This is a genomic window from Brochothrix campestris (assembly GCF_046058945.1).
GTDB classification, from domain to species: Bacteria; Bacillota; Bacilli; order Lactobacillales; family Listeriaceae; genus Brochothrix; species Brochothrix campestris.
In genome coordinates, this window is the sequence record NZ_CP175511.1 from 1,961,891 (window position 1) to 1,981,266 (window position 19,376).

Annotated in this window: 19 protein-coding genes and 1 pseudogene; 11 read left to right on the forward strand and 9 right to left on the reverse strand. The window is 34.3% G+C overall.

The genetic code is table 11. The features are described 5' to 3' along the window. Positions 1 to 235 precede the first annotated feature (235 nt). The 3 genes from ACJYYY_RS09735 to ACJYYY_RS09745 all read right to left on the reverse strand — a co-directional run bounded on the left by ACJYYY_RS09735 (position 236) and on the right by ACJYYY_RS09745 (position 2,109). A protein-coding gene (locus ACJYYY_RS09735; RefSeq protein WP_408868884.1) for an IS3 family transposase occupies positions 236 to 1,365 on the reverse strand; the annotation gives its coding sequence in 2 pieces (ribosomal slippage) (positions 236 to 1,119 and positions 1,119 to 1,365; 1,131 coding nt in all). A gap of 88 nt (positions 1,366 to 1,453) precedes the next feature. After that, complete coding sequence (locus ACJYYY_RS09740; RefSeq protein WP_035315676.1) at positions 1,454 to 1,660, reverse strand: hypothetical protein; 207 nt, start codon at positions 1,658 to 1,660, stop codon at positions 1,454 to 1,456. Next, positions 1,657 to 2,109, reverse strand: a complete 453-nt coding sequence (locus ACJYYY_RS09745; protein ID WP_408868885.1) for a hypothetical protein — start codon at positions 2,107 to 2,109, stop codon at positions 1,657 to 1,659. Before ACJYYY_RS09745 ends, ACJYYY_RS09740 begins: the two co-directional genes overlap by 4 nt. An 82-nt stretch (positions 2,110 to 2,191) precedes the next feature. Here ACJYYY_RS09745 and ACJYYY_RS09750 point away from each other — a divergent pair, with 82 nt between their 5' ends. Then, a complete protein-coding gene (locus ACJYYY_RS09750) occupies positions 2,192 to 3,271 on the forward strand; it encodes an IS30 family transposase (protein WP_408868886.1) in 1,080 nt (359 codons plus the stop codon). On the opposite strand, the gene ACJYYY_RS09755 is transcribed toward ACJYYY_RS09750, so the two are convergent. After that, positions 3,261 to 3,602 carry a hypothetical protein gene (locus ACJYYY_RS09755; protein ID WP_051456970.1) on the reverse strand — a complete coding sequence of 114 codons (342 nt, stop codon included), beginning with the start codon at positions 3,600 to 3,602 and terminating at the stop codon, positions 3,261 to 3,263. The two genes, ACJYYY_RS09750 and ACJYYY_RS09755, sit on opposite strands and share 11 nt — an antisense overlap. A gap of 542 nt (positions 3,603 to 4,144) precedes the next feature. Between ACJYYY_RS09755 and ACJYYY_RS09760 the strand changes: the two genes are divergently transcribed. From ACJYYY_RS09760 to ACJYYY_RS09790, 7 genes are all read left to right on the forward strand, one after another. Next, the gene (locus ACJYYY_RS09760) at positions 4,145 to 4,378 is read left to right on the forward strand and encodes a Blp family class II bacteriocin (protein WP_035314901.1); all 234 of its coding nucleotides are present in this window, start codon (positions 4,145 to 4,147) and stop codon (positions 4,376 to 4,378) included. Positions 4,379 to 4,390: 12 nt separating this feature from the next. Then, positions 4,391 to 4,573: a Blp family class II bacteriocin gene (locus ACJYYY_RS09765; RefSeq protein ID WP_035314902.1), complete on the forward strand. Its 183-nt coding sequence runs from the start codon at positions 4,391 to 4,393 to the stop codon at positions 4,571 to 4,573. Between the two features lie 312 nt (positions 4,574 to 4,885). Next, complete coding sequence (locus ACJYYY_RS09770) at positions 4,886 to 5,407, forward strand: PedC/BrcD family bacteriocin maturation disulfide isomerase (RefSeq protein ID WP_198015744.1); 522 nt, start codon at positions 4,886 to 4,888, stop codon at positions 5,405 to 5,407. A gap of 186 nt (positions 5,408 to 5,593) precedes the next feature. Then, positions 5,594 to 7,759 (forward strand): peptide cleavage/export ABC transporter, encoded by a 2,166-nt coding sequence (locus tag ACJYYY_RS09775; RefSeq protein ID WP_035314903.1) that lies wholly within the window; start codon positions 5,594 to 5,596, stop codon positions 7,757 to 7,759. Between the two features lie 134 nt (positions 7,760 to 7,893). Then, complete coding sequence (locus tag ACJYYY_RS09780; protein ID WP_408868887.1) at positions 7,894 to 9,141, forward strand: sensor histidine kinase; 1,248 nt, start codon at positions 7,894 to 7,896, stop codon at positions 9,139 to 9,141. 1 nt (position 9,142) lies between these two features. Further along, positions 9,143 to 9,871 (forward strand): LytR/AlgR family response regulator transcription factor, encoded by a 729-nt coding sequence (locus ACJYYY_RS09785; RefSeq protein ID WP_408868888.1) that lies wholly within the window; start codon positions 9,143 to 9,145, stop codon positions 9,869 to 9,871. A gap of 172 nt (positions 9,872 to 10,043) precedes the next feature. Then, positions 10,044 to 10,181 (forward strand): bacteriocin, encoded by a 138-nt coding sequence (locus ACJYYY_RS09790; protein WP_156921188.1) that lies wholly within the window; start codon positions 10,044 to 10,046, stop codon positions 10,179 to 10,181. 524 nt (positions 10,182 to 10,705) lie between these two features. Here the strand turns inward: ACJYYY_RS09790 and ACJYYY_RS09795 are convergent. Further along, complete coding sequence (locus ACJYYY_RS09795) at positions 10,706 to 11,560, reverse strand: helix-turn-helix domain-containing protein (protein ID WP_035314904.1); 855 nt, start codon at positions 11,558 to 11,560, stop codon at positions 10,706 to 10,708. Positions 11,561 to 11,774: 214 nt separating this feature from the next. Between ACJYYY_RS09795 and ACJYYY_RS09800 the strand changes: the two genes are divergently transcribed. The 3 genes from ACJYYY_RS09800 to ACJYYY_RS09810 all read left to right on the forward strand — a co-directional run bounded on the left by ACJYYY_RS09800 (position 11,775) and on the right by ACJYYY_RS09810 (position 13,645). Then, positions 11,775 to 12,104: a hypothetical protein gene (locus ACJYYY_RS09800; RefSeq protein ID WP_035314905.1), complete on the forward strand. Its 330-nt coding sequence runs from the start codon at positions 11,775 to 11,777 to the stop codon at positions 12,102 to 12,104. After that, positions 12,101 to 12,604, forward strand: a complete 504-nt coding sequence (locus ACJYYY_RS09805) for a hypothetical protein (RefSeq protein WP_035314906.1) — start codon at positions 12,101 to 12,103, stop codon at positions 12,602 to 12,604. Before ACJYYY_RS09800 ends, ACJYYY_RS09805 begins: the two co-directional genes overlap by 4 nt. Before the next feature lie 207 nt (positions 12,605 to 12,811). Next, on the forward strand, positions 12,812 to 13,645 hold the full coding sequence (locus tag ACJYYY_RS09810; RefSeq protein WP_408868889.1) for a Rep protein: 834 nt from the start codon (positions 12,812 to 12,814) through the stop codon (positions 13,643 to 13,645). A gap of 203 nt (positions 13,646 to 13,848) precedes the next feature. Here ACJYYY_RS09810 and ACJYYY_RS09815 read toward each other — a convergent pair. From ACJYYY_RS09815 to deoB, 4 genes and pseudogenes are all read right to left on the reverse strand, one after another. After that, positions 13,849 to 14,925: pseudogene (locus tag ACJYYY_RS09815) on the reverse strand (transposase); the annotation flags it as partial. Next, the gene (locus tag ACJYYY_RS09820; RefSeq protein WP_035314907.1) at positions 14,922 to 15,761 is read right to left on the reverse strand and encodes a heteromeric transposase endonuclease subunit TnsA; all 840 of its coding nucleotides are present in this window, start codon (positions 15,759 to 15,761) and stop codon (positions 14,922 to 14,924) included. The pseudogene ACJYYY_RS09815 and the gene ACJYYY_RS09820, both read right to left, overlap by 4 nt. A 152-nt stretch (positions 15,762 to 15,913) precedes the next feature. Then, a complete protein-coding gene (glmS, locus tag ACJYYY_RS09825) occupies positions 15,914 to 17,719 on the reverse strand; it encodes a glutamine--fructose-6-phosphate transaminase (isomerizing) (protein WP_408868890.1) in 1,806 nt (601 codons plus the stop codon). 354 nt (positions 17,720 to 18,073) lie between these two features. Beyond that, positions 18,074 to 19,258, reverse strand: a complete 1,185-nt coding sequence (gene deoB / locus ACJYYY_RS09830; protein WP_035314908.1) for a phosphopentomutase — start codon at positions 19,256 to 19,258, stop codon at positions 18,074 to 18,076. Positions 19,259 to 19,376 lie beyond the last annotated feature (118 nt).

The window sequence follows — 19,376 nt, forward strand, 5'->3', positions numbered from 1 at the left end:
TTTTGTTTGAGTTAATATATATTGATGTACATCAGTGTTTTCTTGCTTATCTAATTTATCGCCAAATATAACCCTACTCGCAACTTTTGTCCCATGCTCACAAGTACTACCATGTACTCCATTTGCATACCATGAATCTACTATACAATTATTTAAATTGGCAGGAAAACTAACACCGTCATCTAGTACACATACTATAGGTAATTTGGAATGGCAACAGTAAATTGAACAAAAATTATAAGGGCTGTAATTTAAATTCGGTAGGCGTTAAATAACCCAATGTTCCATGAATACGGATGTTGTTAAACCAATGAACGTAATCATTTAATTCAAGTTCCAGCTGATTAAGATTGGAAAAGTGAGCTTGGTTTGCGAATTCTGTTTTAAACACTTTGAATGTTGCTTCCGCTACAGCGTTATCGTAAGGACAACCCTTCATACTTAGTGAACGTTGAATATTAAATGTTTCAAGCGCTTCATCAATCAACCGATTATCAAATTCTTTCCCTCGATCCGTGTGAAACAGCTGTATGTCATTTAAATTTGCAGAAATGCTTGCTAATGCTTCATAGACAAGACTTGCAGTCTTGTTTTCTCCTACACTATGTCCAATAATTTCACGATTGAAAAGGTCTACAAATAAACATACATAATGCCACTTTCCACCGACACGAACGTATGTTAAATCACTTACAACGACAGCTAATTCTTTTTCTTGAATGAACGCACGTTTTAACTCGTTTCTTATAAGTGCCTCATTCGAACGTGATTTTTGCGGTTTAAATTGAGCCACAGTGTCGTTTGAAACTAAACCTAACGAATGCATTATGCGGCTAATTCGGCGTCTTGATACATGTTTAGGTTCAGCTAACTTTAATAATTCTCTTTTGATTTTACGCGTACCATAATTATTACGGCTTTCTTTGAAAATCCGTTCAATTTCTTTTGAAAGTGCGATGTCCTCTGTTTTTCGCTGCGAAGTGGCATCTAAATTTATATGATAATAATAGGTGCTCCTTTTAATCTCGAGGACGGCACACATTGCTGATACCGAATAAAGGTGAGCGTTATTACGAATCACATTTATTTTCGTCCCATGATCAGCGCCGCTTGCTTTAAAATATCATTCTCCATTAGTAACCGCTGATTTTCTTTACGTAATTTATCTAGTTCTATTTCATCTTCTGTTCGATTATCTTTAGCTGCGAACGAGCCAGTAGCTTGATGATTTTTAATCCATTTATCTAATCCCGAAGGGGTTAAATCATATTCACGAGCAATATCAGCACGTGACTTTCCATTTTCATAAAGCTTCACCATTTGCAGTTTAAATTCAGGCGTAAATGTTCGACGTTGACGTGGCATAGTAGCACACTCCTTTTTATTAGTAGTCTTAGTTTACAAGCCCTCATTTATTCTGTCTAACTTAGTGTAGCCTATCCACCCCCACTTATCAAAAAATATTTTCAATAAAATTAATTACATCGTCCCAAAAAGAAAACAATAATAAAAAGCCTATGACAAATGAAGTTAATAATGCAGTTAATACTGGATGTTTGTGAAAAAAACCCTCGTTATTTTTGGCTTCGTTACCTACAATATTTTGCTTACCTATTATCGAATCTTTAATTTTATTTTTATCCCCTATTTTGATTTTCATCTGTCTCTCCTAAATAATTTCCCGATCATCGAATCTTTAATTTTATTTTTATTCCCTAATTCTATTTGTGTACTATCCCCAAAAACAACTTGTTGAATATGATATATTACTTCTTGAGTTACTTGAGGTTTTTCTTCAACTTGAGATAAGATATCAAGTTCATCAATATTTTCAAAGTTTTTTTCCAGAAGCATAATGACATCGAGAATCTTAGACTTAACAGAAGATATAATTCCATCTAACTGATTAAAAGAAAAAGCTATACGCATACTTGCAATTTGAAGCTCATAATCTGAAATAGAGTGGCATATTTCTGTTGGAATACGACGAGCTATATTGTCTTTTTGTTTACTATTGATTAAATTATTAATAGCATTAACACTGTCTGTCATCTCCATAGTTGTTATAGTTTCAATATCTTCGGCGAATTGTATAATCAAGTTAGCCACCTGAATTTATAAAAAAAGTGCCTTAGCGAAAAATCATGTATTATTGAGGTTACGACACCAAACAATAAAGGATGATTTTGCTATGACACTCATAAAGAATAACACATTTAAAACAAAACATACACACCTTTCTGTTGCCGAACGTAGGATGATACAAATGTTACTCCGCAAGAAAGAATCACATCGGTCAATTGCTTATTTACTCAACCGGTCACCTCAAACAATTAACAACGAAGTTAAAAGGGGAATAATCACGAAAAGATTTCGATTGAAAGTAAACAAAAAACAAAGCACCGTCTTTCTTGTTCGTTCTTACTCGCACAAAAAGGGACAAGCTTGTTATGAACTCAAGCGCAAAAATTGTGGCCGTAAATACAAATGGATTTCCTGCGTTGCCTTCATTGAATATGTCACTCGAAAAATAGCAATTGATAAATGGTCACCTGATGCAATCGTTGGCTATGCCAAACGCCATCAGCTTTTTTCAGACGATGAAATGCTTTCAGTAAAAACACTTTATCATCTGATTGATGCTGGTTTCTTAGGCGTCAAAAACATTGACTTGAATAAAAAGGTATCACGACAAATTAAGAAACAAAAAAGTCGTAAGAACAAGCGTATATTAGGACAATCAATTGAAAAACGTCCAGACATCGTTGATGTCCGAGAAGAATTAGGGCATTGGGAAATTGATACTGTTGTTGGTCTGAAAAATAAAGCAGACGCTGTTTTATTAACAGTGACTGAGCGTAAAACACGATTTGAATTCATACTCAAAGTCGAAGGAAAACAAGCATCTTTTGTGAATAAAGCCCTCTTACACCTTAAGAAACAGTGTGGATCATATTTTGGAGCCCTCTTTAAAACCATTACTGCGGATAATGGCAAAGAATTTTCAGGCATCAATGAGTTGCTCAAAGATACACTGGCTATTTATTTCACACATCCTTATTCCTCTTGGGAACGTGGCACCAATGAAAATCATAATGGAATCATTCGAAGATTCATTCCAAAAGGACGTTCTGTCAGTGATGTAAGTGATCAACTTGTCCAAAGGATTCAAACATGGATGAATAATTTGCCACGTCGGATTTTAGGATTTCAAACACCAAAAGAGCTATTTTTAGAAGAAATTACAAAACTTCAGCTGTTCACAAATTAAAAAGTAAACTTACTATCATGATTCGGCACGTGGTGGCTAACTTATTCTTGCAATTCATGGTTTCAATATCTTCTTTTGACATTCTTCCGCTCAATGGCACATTAGCTTCTGTATATTGTACACTTCCGTTGACTACAAATGTGCCTATTGGAATACCTGTTAAAATACGATATTCTGGAACGTCTTCTTTATATCCCGAAAGTTCCCCATCTACCCATTTTAAAATTGTCTCATCTTGTAAATCTGTTAAAATAACTTTTAAACGAAGTAAAATCGTTTCTAAATTCCCTTCATTTTTCACAAAATCTTTTAGTAACTGACTTTTAGCCAATACTTACCCCCCCTAAAAAAGTTCTTCCATGGTTTGTTTTATATATTTATTTTTTATTAATAAATCGTACGGATGATTCTTTCTTTTTAAAGCCTGGTTCTGTGTCAGAAATTTTGAAAGAGTTGAATAATCCTTTAATAGCAATGAATTAAGCAACATTTCAGTAGGTGCGGTTTTATTGAATTTCACTACATTTTAATATCTTCGCACCTTAATACGTACCCAAAAATACATGTGAATCAGAACAAGACTACTTCTATAACCATCATTCATCTTAAACATTGCGTTTAACTTTCAACAAAAAAACGGTTGGCAAGGATTTTTTTCATTACTTTTTTTAATTACCTAGCTTTATTTAAGAATACGTTATACTTGATACTTTTATAATATAAGAAACTATTGATAATACTATACCCTTTCCATCAATTAAAATTTCATTTCACGACAAAAAAAAGCTATTTTGAGAAATATTAACCAATAGTAAAAATTATCATGCTATCTTTTGTATGTAATAAAAATTATTTAAAGGAGGGTGTTTCATCATGCACAAGGTAAAAAAATTAAACAATCAAGAGTTACAACAGATCGTGGGAGGTTACAGTTCAAAAGATTGTCTAAAAGATATTGGTAAAGGAATTGGTGCTGGTACAGTAGCTGGGGCAGCCGGCGGTGGCCTAGCTGCAGGATTAGGTGCTATCCCAGGAGCATTCGTTGGAGCACATTTTGGAGTAATCGGCGGATCTGCCGCATGCATTGGTGGATTATTAGGTAACTAGGAGGTTATATTTATGAAAAAAGAACTATTGAATAAAAATGAAATGAGTAGAATTATCGGCGGCAAAATAAATTGGGGAAATGTTGGCGGTTCTTGTGTTGGAGGTGCAGTAATTGGAGGCGCCCTCGGTGGACTAGGTGGAGCTGGCGGAGGTTGCATTACAGGAGCTATCGGAAGTATTTGGGATCAATGGTAAAAACTATACTATTTTCGGTTGTAATTTCATTCGTTGCATTATGTAACTTTTTAATAAAAAAAGATGTGTCTTCAAAAAAAAAATTATTTTTAACAGGTTCTATTGCTGTCTTTCTAATTATCTATGATTTTCTATGGATTATATTCTCTAACTAGTACAAAGCTATATCTATATGTGTTAAATAATTATATAACAATAATATATATAATTATTTCATCTGCATCATATTTTATTTCAGGATACTTTATGATGCAGTTTGTATTATATGTCTTTTAAGCAATGGAATTATGATTCATTATTTTAATTTATGAGGTGATTATATTTGAAAAAAATATTCACAGGTATTTTAAGTATTTTTTGAGCATAATATTTGTATTATCATACTTTCCTCAAAATATTTATGCAGAAGAATCTAATGTCGTATTAAACGAAAAAGAAACACAATCTATTACCGATGTCTCAGCGGAACAATATCTATCAAATATACAAGGAATCAAAGCTCCTACAGGAAAGGAGTTACTCAACATTATGCACTCAGACGAAACCTATTTTCTATATATAGGTTATGAATCCTGTCCCTATTGTAGAGAATTTTCTAGAACCCTGTCCTCTTTTAAAACACAAAATTCATTTCCCATCTATTATGTTGATCTTGAAATAAACTATAGTACTGATTTATCATCTGAGGAATTTACTGAATTTAAGTTGTTTTTTGATAAAAAAATTGGAGCCTTGTATACGCCGACATTTGTACGTATCGAACACAAAACCCCAGTTTCCGGATTCATCGGCGGTAGCACAACTATACAACAATTACAAAGTATTAACAGCTAAAGCAAATAACAAATATATTTACTAAAATAAAACGTGATTAAAGAATTATCTTTTTGAGACGTTTTATTTTAGTTTTTTTACTTTAAGATTAAAATTAACGATTTTATGATTTTTTACACGTTTCTATCCAATTAAAGGTTATCCTTCTGATAAGAAATGAAATTTTCAGAAGGATGAGAATATTAAATGGAAAAATTTAAACTAATTAAACAACATGATGAAAAAGATTGTGGCGTAGCTTGCTTATCAATGATTTTAAATACGTATGGAACAAAAATTCCAATAAGCAAATTAAGAAATATGGCAGGAACAAATAGTCAAGGTACGTCTGCCCTTGGATTGGTGTGCGCGTTAGAAACATTGGGATTTGAAAGTGAAGTTTACCAGACTGATAGTACTATTTGGAAAGAAGAGTCCTTGATATTTCCCTTTATTGCTCATGTTGTCATAGATAAGTCATTTTTGCATTATGTCGTAATTTATGGATATAAAAATGGAAAAATTTTGTTAGCTGACCCAGCTAAAGGAAAGCTAACAAAAACTCCAGATGAATTTGGAAAAGAATGGACAGGCATCGTACTATCCACATCGCCAACACCTAATTATAAAGCTATTAGAGATAGCTCTCATGGATTATTTCATTATCTACCTCTGTTAAAAGAACAGAAAAAAATGATTATGGCTATTATATTTCTGTCTTTAGTACTAACTGGAATAGGAATCGTTGGATCGTATTACTTTCAAATTATTATAGATAAGATTATCCCATCAAACTCAATAAATCTATTATCTATCATCTCTATAAGTCTTTTAACTATTTATATAACACAAGCAATTTTACAATATATAAAACAATATTTCTTGATAAAACTTGGACAACGCTTAAGTTCTATAATCATGTTAGGATACTTTCGACACGTATTAAGACTACCTATGAATTTTTTTTCAACAAGAAAATCTGGAGAGATTATCTCTCGATTTTTAGATGCAACTAAAGTTATTGATGCTCTAGCAAATAGTACACTATCCCTTTTTCTTGATGTTTCAATGTTGTTAATAATTGGAGCCTCACTTTTTATACAGAATAACCTTCTATTTTTAATAAGTTTTACCACTGTACCCATATATACCTTGATAGTCTATGTTTTTATAAAACCCTTTAATCAATCGAACGAAGAACAATTAGAAGCTGGGGCAGTTCTTAATTCTCATATTATAGAAAGTCTAAAAGGAATTGAGACGATAAAATCATTTAATGCGACAGATCAAATATACAGTAATATAAAAGATCAGTTTCAAGATATGATGGTGAAATCATTAAAAAAAGAGAATCTGGATAACTTACAAGCAAATTTAAAAATGGCATTACAAGCTACTAGTACAACAATTTTACTCTGGATAGGAACATCACTTGTTCTTAAAGGACAATTGTCTATCGGGCAACTTATAACTTATAATGCGTTAATGGCATATTTTACAACACCTTTACAAAATATTATCAACTTACAAGTCAAAATCCAAGCTGCCAAGGTAGCAAACGATCGTTTAAATGAAATATTCTATTTAGAACAAGAACATTTATGCGAAGATTCCATATTAAGCCTGTCTACTAGCTGCATGGAAAAAAACTTAATTGATATAACAAACCTATCATTCGCTTACGGATTTGAGGAAAATGTGCTTAATAACATCTCATTCTCAATACTACCTAATGAAAAAATAGCGATTGTGGGAATGAGTGGATCTGGCAAATCAACACTGGCAAAATTATTAGTAAATTTTTACGAAACTCAAAGCGGCACTATCCATATACATGGAATTCCTATTCAAGAAATACCGAAAGCAACACTCCGAAATTCGATTAGTTATGTATCACAAGAAACCTTTTTCTTCAGTGATAGTATATATAAGAACTTAATTTTTGGATTAGAGTTAGAACCTTCTATGGAAGAGATTATTTGGGCATGTGAAATAGCTATGATTAGAGAGTATATAGAGAGCTTACCTCTAACTTACTTATCCGTTATTGAAGAAGATGCGAGTAACCTTTCAGGTGGGCAGAAACAACGGTTAGCTATCGCAAGAGCCTTATTAAAAAAATCTGACATAATCATTTTCGATGAAGCAACAAGCGGGTTAGATACACACTTAGAGTACGCGGTCATCCAAAACTTAATGAATCTAAAAAATAAAACTATTCTATTCATAGCTCATCAACTTTCAATTGCAAAAGGATGTGATCGAATAATCGTTTTGGAAAATGGAAAACTTGTTGAGTTCGGAACTCACGATCAACTTAGTGTTTCAAAAGGTACGTATGAAAAATTATGGAGAATGTTAACGATTGCATGAATGCAACTACCTAATTTTAATTTTTCTTGTTATAATTAAGATAAGTCTAATAACAGGATGTGGTTAAGATTATTTTTCTTGATTTAGTCTCCTACTTTTTTAAAGATTTTTTTGATTTGATTTTATTGTTCTTATTGATCCGTATTTTAACAAATATAAAGAATAAATCATTCTACGTTATTTTATCGGCGCTTATATTCCCCCTTACTTTACTTTCTGTAACAGACGTTCTAATTACCGGAATATCAATAACTTTTCTATTTGTTTTATTAAGAATAAAATCATGGAGTAAATCTTCAACTAGCCGAATTGATGAGCTAATTGGTTTTTTAATTTCTTTATCACTCTATGCAATTGCTCCTCTTCTCTCATCCATCATTGTAACCAGTTGTTTGAATCTGAAAATGGATTCTTTAGCGCAAAACGGATTGTTAGTAGTTAGTACAATGGTTGGATTAGATTGGTTATTTGCGATTGGAATTGCCTATTTAATAAAGAAAAAATTTTTAAAAGGTTCTTTTCTTAATTCTGAAAAAAAAATTTTTACAATACAGCTTGTAGTATTTTTAGCCTTTGTTTACTTATTCGCTGAAATATTGAGAAAAATGCAGGTCCTAGGTACACTTCAAAATATTATGGTTGGATTTTTATTTGCTCAATTTTCCTTTACTATGTTCCTAACCTATTTTTCTTTTAAAAAAAATAGAGATAGAACTGAATTAGAAAATTTAAAAGAACAAATAGCTATGATGAATATTTATACAAAAGATATTGAAAGAAATTATCAAGAATTACAAAAATTCCGCCATGATTACAAAAATTTGTTGCTCGCTTTAAAAACAACTCAGAATACTTCAGAAATCAATCATCAGTATTTAAATAAAATGATAGAATATTCTTATCACATTATTGATACAAATATTATGCGTTTTTCTGATATTCAAAATATAAAAATACCTTCAATTAAATCACTGATAATTGCTAAGCTTTCACAAGCTAAACAGACTGGATTAACTATCACGTTTGAATGCTTATCGCCGATTAATAATATCAACTTTAATGAAGTCAAACTTATTCGTGTCTTAGGTATTCTTCTAGATAACGCTATAGAAGCTTCAGAAAAGTCACAACAGAAAAAAATTACCGTTTTATTTATAGATTCACCAGACTCATTAGAAATTTCAATTGAGAACTCATACTTTGGAAACCTTGTAGATTTCTCAGCAATGAACAAAGAAGGCTATAGTACAAAAGGAAAAAATAGAGGCTTAGGCCTCTCAAATATTCAAGATATTCTCAATGAAAACAAACAAGTAGCATTCAATCACTATGCTGATAACGATATATTTGTTTCTATATTAACTATACGAAAGAGTGAGTAATTTGACACTACCAATTATTCTTTGTGACGATGACATTATTTTAATGTCTCACTATAAAACAATAATAACAAACTGGATTATGATTAACGATTACGATATGGAGTTAGTGTTATCTACCACTGATCCAGATGATATTTCCCTTTACATTTCTAAGAATAAGATAACCAATAGTTTATTCTTTTTAGATATTGACTTAGGAAATAGATTGGATGGAATAGACATTGCGCAACACATCAGAAATGAGAATGAGTTTGCACAAATTGTTTTTATTACCTCTCATCGAGAGCTGGCTTTAGAAACCTTGAAACGTCAAATATCTCCTTTGGACTTTATAGTTAAAGATGACAAAACTGAAAAAAAACAAATAGAAAATATTCTGGATGGACGTCACACTAAAACCTTTATAGATCACAGTTCCAACAAGCAACATCTATCTTTTATGATAGGATCAAGAAATATTCGTATTGATGTTTCCTCTATTTATTTTTTAGAAACATCAATTACTCCCCATAAAATCATCTTATACGGGGATAATATTATGTACGAATTTTATGGTAAAATGAATGATTTGGAAAAAGAAAATAAAGAGCTTCTACGTGTTCATAAATCTTTTTTAGTTAATCCAAGCCACATCAAATCAATAGATTTCAAAACTCGTACAATTATCTTTCCAGAAGAATATATGTGTAACTTTTCTTTAGCAAAATCAAAATATTTAAAAAAGCTATAAATAATTTAGAAAAACAGTTTCATAAATCATCTATTGTATTTACATTTTTTCAACTCTGCTTAAATTACCGTCATCTAGTATTTGAGGATTGAATTTTGCTGTTTCACGATGTATAAAACACTAACTAATTAGAATTAGTTATAATTTTGTTATCAATAAAGGAGGGTATCAAATGCTAAAGAAAAAAACATTATCTCAAAAAGAATTGAAAACAATTATGGGAGGAACCCCTGGAGGCTTTGACTTTGTTACTGCTGGACCAAATGCTGCTCAAAACATTTTGAATTCTATTAGAAATTACTTTAAATGATATGCTTTGTCACCAAAAATTATATTGAGCATTTTTATCTACTCCAAATTTTTGTTAATATCTGAAAATACAAAAATAATTCAGTCAGTGGTAAATAAATCTATTATGTACTTTCTTTACCACTGATTAGATATGTATAGAGTGTGAGTAATTCATTTTAATTACTTCATACTCTATTTATCTAACCAATTATAGTAATCATCAAAAGTTGATTCCGCATATAGTTTCAATAGCTCTGGGTGTAAGAGTTGAAATACTTTGATTATTTCCTGGATGGCTGTTCTGAAATTTTATAAAGTTGAAAAACACTATAAAAGCGGGATTTACAGCAAACTTTTAAGGGAAATAGTTTCACTAAATTTTATTGAATTTTAGATACTCGTTACCACCGTTCGTAACCAAAAATAAATAAATTGCACATCAGAATATATACTTTCCATTAATATAAAAATTCAAATAAAGAAGTCAACAGCATTCTTTGCTGTTGACTTCTTTATTTGGGTTACTTGATTAGACATCTGTTTCTATCTTTCAAACCAATCATAATAATCGTCAGAAGTTGTTTCTGCATATAGTTTCAATAACTTTGGTCGTAGTGATTGGAACACTTGTATTAATTCATTTCCCCCAAAAAAAGTCGAGAAATGTTTTCCTGTCAATTCTTCAGACAAATCAGAAATAAGCTTTTCTGTTTCCTCTTCATTTGCAAGAATATTAATTAGCTTCCCAACAAGATATCCATCATCAAAAGAGATTTCTTTCTCTTTTAACGTTCCCTCGTAATAATTTTCTATGGCAGTCATAATCTTTTCTGTATCCCCATAGTCAAAATCTCTGGTTGCTTCGTAGTAACCCATTACTTCCGAGCTAAGGAAAATAGTCGCATCCTCTCTCTTACTCTCGTCTAAAGAGGTACGCTCTTTAAGATAAGTTAATGCTAGCCCTTGAATATGCTCTCGTAATAACTTAGAATGGATTTCCGCATAACAATCATCAATAAAGCCTTCTACTGGATAACCAAAATCCGTTTCCCATCCCGTATTTTTAAAGTCTCCAGTTAAAAAGTCTTCTTTCATTTTTAATGGCACCTCAGGATGATCCTTTAATAATGCTTCTTGTCCTCGTACCAATAAATAGGCTTGAATATACTCTTCTATTTCACCAAAATAAAACCAGCCAACTGGTTTACCACTAAGCACTGAAACCTTCTCAACAACTTCTAATGGAGCTAAAGAATACCCTCTAACATACGAGTTAATCGTTGTCTTAATTAGCCCCAAGCGATTGCCATATTCACTAAAAGAAAGCCCTAGTTCATCCTTCACTTCTCTCAAACGGCTTCCAACCTGCTCTTTATTCGGTTTTAATAATCCAAACATTTCCAGTTCCTCCTGCGTCATTTCATGGTATCTAACAATATTTTGTAGTAGCTCATAATTGATTATAGCACATCGTATACATTTTCGTATATATTTTTCTCGAAAAAGTATTGACTACGTATATAAATTCGTGTATGATAAATTTGTAGCGGTACCCTACAAAAAAATTTAACCAAATCGTGTATAAAAACGTGTAAAGAAAGAAAGAACCTGCATGGCAGTAAAAATTAATGATCTAACATTACCAAAAGAAAAACTAGAAACAGAGTATCAAGTTGTTCAAGTCTCACGGTGGCAAAAAGACGGCGAAGTGCTTGGCTGGACGTATGAATGCGTACTTCCAAAGTTACGATTTGAAAAAATCAGCGTCAAAGTTAAAAGCGAAACTCCTGTAATCACTAAAGACGCACTGGATGAACAAGGAATGGCAATCATTCGATTTGACAACCTCCTGATTACGCCTTGGGGACGTGTAAATGGGCAATTTGTTAGCTATGGATTAGCCGCTGTTGCCAACAAAGCCACACTCATTCCAAATAAATGACCGAATATTTCACCGCTCATGACGTGTTAGAAAAAGTAGAGGGGTTAAATTCCCTCTCTACTTTGAACAAGTGGGCGAATTTTATCCAAAAAAAATGTGATTACCAATTCCACTATGATTATATTCGTTTTGCCAGTCACACCAGCACCAAAAAAAACATCAATCATCGCAAAACTAGAATGTTTACAGTAGAAGAAATCCAAAAGTTTCAAAAAGTAGTTGAATTGATTCCAACACTTGGCAGAGACAATTCTTTGCGGATTTTTTTTGATAAGAAGCATCATTTAGACGCCATGAAGCATAGTGATCTAATGACTGAAATCATCAAGCAAGTTGAAGTAAGGTTGAAAACTAGAGAAGAATCATTCCAAACCTTAACACAACAGGTTCAACGATTAGAAAGACAATATCAAGCATTGGAACAACGCTTCATTCAGCTTGAGGAAGTCCCCGCTACACAGGAGCAAACTTCCAGCGGGTGGTTTCGACGGAAGCGGTAGAGCTATCAAAGCTCACGCCGTTTTCCGCTCGAAAATCAACCACATGATGGATGATTGCTCTGGAAGAAAGGCGCAGACTTTCTTCCTACTTAACTTGATTTATAGAACACTATCTGGCGAAAAAACAAAAGGGTTTATAAAAATCGTTCTTTGATAATTAAATACTAAATAAGAACACTCAATTTCTATCGGTAGGAGTGATTACGATTGCTACATGGATACAATCAAAAAATCATTGAAACTCCTACGTACATTGAAATTTGGGAATATGAACAACCAATACTAGCAAAAAGAAAAATTGTGAATGATGAAAAAAAAGAAAAACCTGACTGGTTGAAAAATACAAAATACACATTTGATGAATTAACTGCAAAAGGACAATATGATAGCCTAAAGAGAAAACAAAAACATTATAAAAGCCAACGCTTTGCCGTTGCCCGATTAATTGATACAAACTTTGATAACCAAACTAAATTCTTAACACTAACCTTTAAAGAGAATATAACGGACATATCTTATACAAATAGTGAGTTTAAAAAATTTATGAAACGACTTAATTATCAACTATACAAAACAAAGAAATCCCAAATCAAATATTTGGCTACGTGGGAGAAACAAAAACGTGGTGCTATTCACTACCATATTGTCTTATTCGAATTTCCTTACCTACCTCATTCACAACTTGTTCAAATTTGGGGACATGGAATTATAGGAATCAATCGAATTGATGTTGATAGCGCTGAGAATAGAGGTCGATATGTGAGTAAATATTTCGATAAAGATTTAGAACTAAAGGAACATAAGAAAAAAGCTTTCTTCAAGTCTCAAAATCTAAAGAAACCTATTGAAACTAAAAAGCTCACAAATAAACCTTATGAAGTAAAAAATCAAGAAATACTATTTACAAACAATTATGTAAGGAAAAGTCCTGTCTTCTTTCAGAGTTGGGATGAACAAGGTGCCCCTCGTAAAGAAATGGGCTTTGAAGAACAAAACGTTCGCTATACGAAAATAAAAAAATATGGAGGAACACATAAATGAACGAACTCACTATTTTATTGTCTGACTCTCAAAAGAAAGGGTTACAGGAAACAATCCACCAGCTATTAGAAATTGAAATCACACAATTTCAAACTGATTTAGGATTAAATAAGCGATATCTTAAAAAGCTACAATTATGCCAATATCTCAATCTTTCCAATAATACTATTTATAAATTAATTATAGAAGGACTACCTCGAATTAATATCAATGCCGTATTGCTTACAAAATTCAACTTTATCGGCAACCATGTTATCTAAAGCCATCATCGCGCCTTGCCATGAAGGTCCTTCTAAACCTACATAAATGCCTGTAATAATACGCGAATAAATATCAACAATGGCATAAACTACAGGCCTACCAATAATTCGATTTACATCAAAAGAACTCACTAAATAAATATCTGCAATCGTTGCGTCAATTTGAAAACGTGTGCCTGGTCCATTTGTTTCAACCTCAGAATTACTTAATAAGGGACGATGCTTTAGATCGTATTCTTTTGCACTTTTGCGAAATTCGATGTCCTTCTTAGGGTCTTCCAATTTCTTAAACCAATAATAAAACTGGTGGTATGATGGAATTCGATTCGGCTCCCAAATACGGTAATGGATTTCTCCGTTTTCTTTATAGCGGTCTGAGTAAAAGTCCCGCAAAATAAATCCATATACGTCCTTTAATGAATAGTTATTTGCTTTACGGTAATATTTATTTATCACGTGTTCAAATTGCGTTTTAATCTCATCTGTAATGTTAATGCCACTTCGATACTCTCCATTAACTGTCACCCTACGTGGACGTCCTACTTTTTCAGCACTTAATTTTTTTGTCTTACCTCGACCACCTGAATTTGCATAATCAGGAAGCATCGCGTTTTTATTCATGCCACGCTGCCAATACCGGCTGAGTAATTTTTTTACCTTCGTTTTTCCTAGTCCACTCTGTTCTGAAATCTCTCTAATTTTCGCTTCGCGTCCTTGTTTCTTCAAAAGCTCATTCATATTTGGTAGTAAATACTTTTCAACCGTTTCCCAATCTTCATCACGCTTATTTTTTTGTATAACCGTTAATTCACTATCTGGGATTGCTCTCGCAAATGGATCGGTCACTATAAGTAAATCCCCTTGATTAAGCTCTAATTCTAAATGACTGTATAGCTCTCTTTTTGGCATAGCGCTTGTTGTATCGATGTTTACGACATAGACATAGGATTGTTCAATTTCAATAATGCGAATGCGCTGTGAATCAGCTGTGTACTGCAATACTTGGTTAATATAAATCATCCGTACTTCACCTTCTTCAGCTTGCTTTCATCAATTGATTGAATAACAAGTGGTTGCTCTACGTTTAGCGGTTCTAACATATCAATTCGAATTGTTTTCGTTGCGAGTAAATGATAAAACAATGTCATTCCACTACCTAAAGGCAAATGCGTATCCCTATCAAATGCATTCGTAATAGCTCGAATACTTTCATCATTCGTTAAAAGGCGCTGTAATAATGCCATAGACAAGTCTTCGATATACTGACCGCTTAAGCTTTGAAAAGCGTCATAATGCTCAAGGCTGTAATAATCATGAATATAGCTAATATTTCTCGCCATTTCTTTCGGGATTTCTAGCTCCGTTACAATGCCCCAATCAATTTGCCTTCTTTCCCAATACACACGTTCAATCTCAAATTTCTCAATGACACGTTCTTTTAATAGCTCGTCCTTCATTTTGATTGTTCTAGCAAGTTCAACAAGCCCTTCACCTTTATCTACGGTTAATAAAAAATCTGTTGTCATCACAATAGGCTCATGCGTTTTTGGGTCTGTAGGATGTTTAATTCCTAACTCATCTGCAATGACAATTGTTTCTTCCAACGGTAGTAAAGGAAATTGCTCTCGAATATCAACAACAAAATCTGAGTATTCAGTTAAATAAAAGTGGTTTCGTTCCAAATCTGATAGAAATTCATGCTGTCTGTTTGTTTTAATGCCTTTTAAACGTGTGGAACGCCCTTTTGAAGCAACGTCTTGAATGTTTAGCCAAGGTTTATACTCAGAGCCAACGCCAGAACCGCGACCTTCTTTAATCCACTTTTCGATTTTAGATGTTCTTGCTCGTTTAGACATAAAAAACACCCCTTTAGACAAATATAATCTAAAGGGGTGTTTCATCGCAACTTTTTTACAACCGTCGCGACTTTATTTTAAACATCGTATCTTTTTTATAAACGTCGCAACTTTATTTAAAAGCTACATTGAATGAGCTGAATTAACTTTCACTACTCAACTGTTACTGATTTTGCCAAGTTACGTGGTTTATCCACATCACAGTCACGCGCCAATGCCGCATAGTAAGCGAACAATTGCGTGAACACGACTGACACAAGTGGTGTCAGTTCTAAGGCTGTGTTCGGAATTACAAACGTATCTTCTGGTTGAGCTAAGCTCTCTGTCACAACGGTTGCAACATGTGCACCACGTGATTGCACTTCTGAGCAATTGCTACGGATTTGGAGCTGTGTATGCGGTTGTGTAATTAAGGCAATCACAGGTGTGTTATCTTCGATGAGAGCAATCGTCCCGTGTTTCAATTCACCACTTGAAAAGCCTTCAGCTTGAATGTATGATATTTCTTTCAGTTTTAAAGCCGCTTCGAGTGACACAAAGTAATCAACACCACGGCCTAAGAAGAAGGCATTTCGTGTTGTCGCTACATAATCATGCACCAACTGCTGAATCTGCTCTTTTTCATCAATGATTGTTTGCATTGCATTGGCAACAATCCCTAATTCATGCACCATGTCGTTCGTTTGAGTATGGCCGTTTGCCTTACCTAACGTTTCAGCTAAAATGCTCAAGACAGCAACTTGGGCTGTATATGCCTTCGTTGAAGCAACGGCAATTTCAGGGCCTGCGTGTAACAATAACGTATGGCTTGCTTCACGTGATAAGGTTGAACCGGCCACATTTGTTAATGTGATTGCAGTGTGGCCAAGTTGTTTAATTTTAACGAGTACTTGGCGACTATCAGCTGTTTCACCACTTTGTGAGATAAACAAGAATACTGGTTTCGCAGACAACAACGGCATATCGTAACCAAATTCACTGGCAACAACGACTTCAACCGGAATCCCGGCTTTTTCTTCAATCAGTTTGCGTCCAATTAAACCGGCATGGTAGCTCGTACCACAGGCCACAATATAGAGGCGATCAGCTGCATTAATTGCTGCCATCAAGTCGGCATCAATTGTAAACGAGCCGTCTTTTGCTTGGTATTTTTGAACAATGCGACGAATCACACCAGGTTGCTCATCCATTTCTTTCATCATGTAATGTGGGTACATTCCTTTTTCAACGTCATCGGCATCGATTGCCGCTGTATAAGGGGCACGCACCACCACTTCATTTGTATCACCATCAAACAAATGATACGACTCAGCCGTTAACACACCCATTTCACGGTCGTTAATTTCAACAAATTGATCGGTTTGACGAATAACTGCCATTGCATCACTCGCTAACATCATCGCGTCGTTGCCAACACCAATTAAGAGTGGGCTTTTGTTCTTCGCAAAAAACAATTCGCCTTCACGTTGCATATCGATTAAACCAAAGGCATATGACCCTGCTAATTCATTCAGTACCGCACGAAAAATTTCCTCAGTCGAGAGACCGTCTTTTGCAAACACATCCATCATTTGCACAACGACTTCCGTATCAGTATCACTTTTCAAGTTTACACCGTTTAAATACGTTGCTTGTAACTGACGGTAGTTGTCAATGACACCGTTATGGACTAACGTGAAACGGCCTGAATGTGATTGGTGTGGATGTGCATTACTTTCGCTCGGTACACCATGTGTTGCCCAACGTGTATGACCAATCCCACAAGTTCCATATTGTTCAGCTGTAACAGCTGCACGTAAATCAGCAATCCGTCCCTTTGTTTTAGTCGTTGTCACAGTATGATTTGCTACTAGGGCAATGCCCGCTGAATCATAGCCACGATATTCCAATTTTTCTAACCCATCTAACAACACATTTGTTGCATTTAATTTCCCGATATAACCAACGATTCCGCACATATTCATTTCCTCCTAAAGTGTATTAAAACGCTTCAAGAACGACCGTTGTTCACGTGGTTGTTGTGCAAGTAGTCACCCGCTTGTTTTAACCTTGTGTATCGACCCCAACAGGCCGGAAAGTATCCGCCGAATCCTCGATAACTTTCTCCTCGTCTACTTAAACATTCTAAGTACTGGCGCTAGCAATTAAGCTTTTAATAAATTGGTACAGTCCTCTATTCGTTTTTTTCTAACATAACTAATCATACTACAGAGCGATATATCACGTCAACACCTAACAATTAAAGGGAACAAAAAAACTAACATCTGTTAAAAGATGTTAGTTTACTATAATTGGTATAGTTCAATTCGGGGTTAATTTAATTCTGGCAAGAAACTTGTACCATAATCAGGCATTTTAACAGTAAAATTGGCAGCTACCGTTGCGCCTAAATCAGCAAACGTCCCGCGTAATGGCAACTCACCCGCTTCTTTAAGCGCTTTTGAGTAAACGAGCAATGGCACATACTCACGGGTATGATCAGTCCCTTTATAGGTCGGATCATTACCATGATCGGCTGTAATAATAAGCAAGTCATCCTCAGCTAAGTTGGCAAACACTTCTGGTAAGCGGGCATCAAATGCTTCTAATGCATCCCCATAACCAATGGGGTTGCGACGATGACCATAGACCGCATCAAAATCGACTAGGTTTAAGAAACTCATGCCGTGGAAGTCGGATTTTAACACGTCAACAAACTTATCCATCCCATCCATATTTGACTGCGTCCGAATCGCTTTTGTCACACCTTCACCATCAAAAATATCTGCAATTTTACCGATTGCTACCACATCTAAACCACCGTCTTTCACGTGATCCATTACTGTTTTATCAAATGGTTTCAGCGCATAATCGTGACGGTTTGGCGTACGAGTAAAATCTGCCGCTGATGTCCCTAAGTAGGGACGTGCAATAATTCGACCGAGCATGTATGGATCTTCACGTGTGATTTCACGACAGTACTCACAAATACGATATAGTTCGTCCAACGGAATAACTTCTTCATGTGCAGCAATTTGTAATACTGAATCTGCTGAGGTATACACAATTAAAGCTCCTGTCTGCAACTGTTCTTCACCGAGTTCTTCTAATATTTCAGTCCCACTCGCAGGTTTATTCCCAATAACTTTCCGCCCAGAAAACGCCTCGATTTTTCCGATTAATTCGGCGGGAAAACCATTTTCAAACACGCGGAACGGTGTATCAATAAAAAGTCCCATAATTTCCCAGTGACCGGTCATCGTATCTTTACCAGCCGATGTTTCTTGCATTTTTGTATAATAACCTAAGGGTGTGTCTGTTTGAGGCACACCTTCTATTTGTTTGATATTTGATAACCCGAGTTTTGCTAAATTAGGTAAATTCAAGCCCTTTTTCTCACGTGCGATATGCCCTAATGTGTCGACATCAAAATCGCCAAATTGAGCGGCATCTGGCGCCTCACCAATACCGACTGAATCCATTACAATTACATGTATCCGTTTGAATTTTTCACTCATTACAAAAACTCCCTCTCTGATATGACTCTTTCTTTCGTGATAATTATACTATGTGCATCAGGCGAATGAAAGCGAGAACAACCCACTTTCTAACTTGTATTTGTCAAAAAAAGAACAG